At 61.6% G+C, this 3385-nt stretch carries 4 protein-coding genes; all 4 read left to right on the forward strand.

All coding sequences use genetic code 11. From position 1 onward, the window contains the following. Window positions 1-118 precede the first annotated feature (118 nt). On the forward strand, window positions 119-1393 hold the full coding sequence (gene eno, locus EOA60_RS24865; RefSeq protein WP_095825436.1) for a phosphopyruvate hydratase: 1275 nt from the start codon (window positions 119-121) through the stop codon (window positions 1391-1393). 167 nt (window positions 1394-1560) lie between these two features. Then, window positions 1561-1884: a septum formation initiator family protein gene (locus EOA60_RS24870; protein WP_066989670.1), complete on the forward strand. Its 324-nt coding sequence runs from the start codon at window positions 1561-1563 to the stop codon at window positions 1882-1884. A gap of 178 nt (window positions 1885-2062) precedes the next feature. Further along, window positions 2063-3109, forward strand: a complete 1047-nt coding sequence (gene pdhA, locus EOA60_RS24875; RefSeq protein ID WP_095825435.1) for a pyruvate dehydrogenase (acetyl-transferring) E1 component subunit alpha — start codon at window positions 2063-2065, stop codon at window positions 3107-3109. 13 nt (window positions 3110-3122) lie between these two features. Continuing rightward, window positions 3123-3385, forward strand: a 263-nt coding sequence (locus tag EOA60_RS24880; RefSeq protein ID WP_348632718.1) for a biotin/lipoyl-containing protein, incomplete at its 3' end; no start/stop codon positions are given.

Raw genomic sequence — 3385 nt, forward strand, 5'->3', positions numbered from 1 at the left:
GATTTGCGCTTCGTGAATCTTGTCGCCGGCAATTATTGCGGACCGCCCAATTGCCTTTTGCCGGGCTTTGGCTAAGAGGGGCGCGACGCTTCAATCGATCAAAATCGGGGACATCGCAATGACCGCCATCATCGACATTGTCGGGCGTGAAATCCTGGACAGCCGTGGAAATCCGACCGTCGAGGTCGACGTGGTGCTGGAAGACGGCTCGATGGGCCGCGCCGCCGTTCCGTCGGGCGCCTCGACCGGCGCGCATGAGGCGGTCGAGCTGCGCGACGGCGGGCCGCGCTATCTCGGCAAGGGAGTCCAGGGCGCCGTCGAGGCGGTGAACGGCGAGTTATTCGAGGCGATCGGCGGCATGGAAGCCGAGAACCAGATCCATATCGACCAGACGATGATCGAGCTCGACGGCACTCCGAACAAGAGCCGGCTCGGCGCCAACGCCATCCTCGGCGTGTCGCTGGCGGTGGCCAAGGCCGCCGCCGAGGCCGCCGGGCTGCCGCTCTACCGCTATGTCGGCGGCGCCAAGGCGCACATCCTGCCGGTGCCGATGATGAACATCATCAATGGCGGCGCTCATGCCGACAACCCGATCGACTTTCAGGAATTCATGATCCTGCCGGTCGGCGCGCCGACCCTGCGCGACGGCGTGCGTTGGGGCTCTGAAATCTTCCATACGCTGAGAAAGAAGCTGAAGGATGCCGGCCACAACACCAATGTCGGCGACGAGGGCGGTTTCGCCCCCAACCTGAAGAGCGCGCCGTCGGCCCTCGATTTCATCATGGAATCGATCGAGAAGGCCGGCTTCAGGCCGGGCGAGGACGTGGCACTCGGCCTCGACTGCGCGGCGACCGAGTTCTTCAAGGACGGTAACTACGTCTATGAGGGCGAGAAGAAGACCCGCGATCCGAAGGCGCAGGCCAAATACCTCGCCAAGCTCGCTTCCGATTATCCGATCGTCACCATCGAGGACGGCCTTGCCGAGGACGATTGGGAGGGCTGGAAATACCTGACCGATCTGATCGGCAAGAAGACCCAATTGGTCGGCGACGACCTGTTCGTCACCAACACGGCGCGACTGCGCGACGGTATCCGCATGGGCGTCGCCAACTCGATCCTGGTCAAGGTCAACCAGATCGGCTCGCTCACCGAAACGCTCGACGCGGTCGAGACCGCGCACAAGGCCGGCTACACCGCCGTCATGTCGCACCGCTCGGGCGAGACCGAGGATTCGACCATTGCCGACCTCGCCGTCGCCACCAACTGCGGGCAGATCAAGACCGGCTCGCTGTCGCGCTCAGACCGCATGGCCAAGTACAACCAGCTCATCCGGATCGAGGAAGAGCTCGGCCGGCAGGCGCGCTACGCCGGCAAGTCGGTGGTCAAGGGCTGATCCGGACGAACTGTCTTGGTTGTTGAAAGAGGCGGAGAGGCGGGTTTCCCCGCCTCTTTTTGTTTCGGTAAGTCTCAGTCCAGCCAACCGTAACCGTCCATTAAGCACAATCGGGCGAAAAAAGACTCGAACAGCCGCTTGCGCTCGCGGCCGAAAGGGGTCGGGTCATGTGGACACGTCAGCACAAGCAGAGAAACACCGGCAAGCTGATCGTTCCGTCGCTCTGCGTGCTGTTTCTCGCCTATTTCGGCTTCCATGCCTATCACGGTGAGTTTGGCATCTACTCCAAATATCGGCTGCAGGCCCAGGCGGCCGAACTCCAGACTCAGCTCGACGCGGTCAAGGCGCGCCGGATCGACTTCGAACGTCGTGTCCAGCTCATGCATGAAGGCACGCTGGAAAAGGACATGCTTGACGAGCAGGCCCGAAAGGCGCTCAATCTGTCCCATCCAGACGAAATCACCATCATGCTGCCGGCTTCGGCAAAATAACCGAATTTCGGTTAATCAAACTTATTTGCAATGATTCTAATCGCTTAGGATGCATGTCAGCCATGCATTTTTCAGCATGGCGCATTGCACTCTTGCGTGTTAGCCTCGCTCAAATCGGTGGGGAGACGGGTCGCTCTCCCTTGAATGTCCGCGAAGAGACGCCAACAGGGAGTGATGTATGGCCACCGCCGCCAGAAAAGCGCCTGCCAAGTCCAAATCCAGATCCGAGGGCAAATCGTCGGCCCTTTCCACCCCCAAGCCAGCCGACTTCACCAAAGAAGAAGAGCTCTCCGCCTACCGGCACATGCTGCTCATTCGCCGCTTCGAGGAGAAGGCGGGCCAGCTTTACGGCATGGGCTTTATCGGCGGCTTCTGCCACCTCTATATCGGCCAGGAGGCCGTCGTTACCGGCATGAAGATGGCGCTGATCGAGGGCGACCAGATGATCACCGCCTATCGCGACCATGGCCACATGCTGGCGATGGATCTGTCGCCGCGCGGCGTCATGGCCGAGCTCACCGGGCGCCGTGGCGGCCTGTCGAAAGGCAAGGGCGGCTCCATGCACATGTTCTCCAAGGAGAAGCATTTCTATGGCGGCCACGGCATCGTGGGCGCGCAGGTGTCGCTGGGCACAGGCCTGGCCTTCGCCAACCGCTACCGCGACAACAAGAATGTCTCGCTGACCTATTTCGGCGACGGCGCCGCCAACCAGGGCCAGGTCTATGAAAGCTTCAACATGGCCTCGCTGTGGAAGCTGCCGGTAATCTACATCATCGAGAACAATCGCTACGCCATGGGCACATCGGTGTCGCGCTCATCCGCCGAGACCGACTTCTCCAACCGCGGCGCTTCCTTCAAGATTCCCGGCATGCAGGTCGACGGCATGGACGTTCGCGCGGTCAAGACAGCCGGCGACGTCGCCGCCGAATGGTGCCGCGCCGGCAACGGCCCGCTGATCCTCGAGATGCAGACCTATCGCTATCGCGGGCATTCGATGTCCGACCCGGCGAAGTATCGCTCCAAGGAAGAAGTGCAGAAGATGCGCTCGGAGCACGACCCAATCGAACAGGTCAAGGCGCGCCTGATCGATAAGAGGTGGGCGAGCGAAGACGATCTCAAGGCCATCGACAAGGAGGTCCGCGACATCGTCGCCGACGCCGCCGAATTTGCCCAGCACGACGCCGAGCCGGATCCGTCCGAGCTCTGGACCGACATCGTACTCTAAGGAGGGCACGGACATGCCGATCGAAATTCTCATGCCCGCTCTCTCGCCGACGATGGAAGAGGGCAATCTTTCCAAGTGGTTGAAGAACGAAGGCGACAAGGTCGTCGCCGGCGACGTCATCGCCGAGATCGAGACCGACAAGGCGACGATGGAGGTCGAAGCCGTCGATGAAGGCACGCTCGCCAAGATCGTGGTTCCGGCCGGCACCGAAGGCGTCAAGGTCAACGCGTTGATCGCCGTGCTTGCGGTCGACGGCGAAGACGTCGACAAGGCCGG

This window comes from Mesorhizobium sp. M1A.F.Ca.IN.020.06.1.1 (genome assembly GCF_004023265.1).
Lineage (GTDB): Bacteria > Pseudomonadota > Alphaproteobacteria > Rhizobiales > Rhizobiaceae > Mesorhizobium.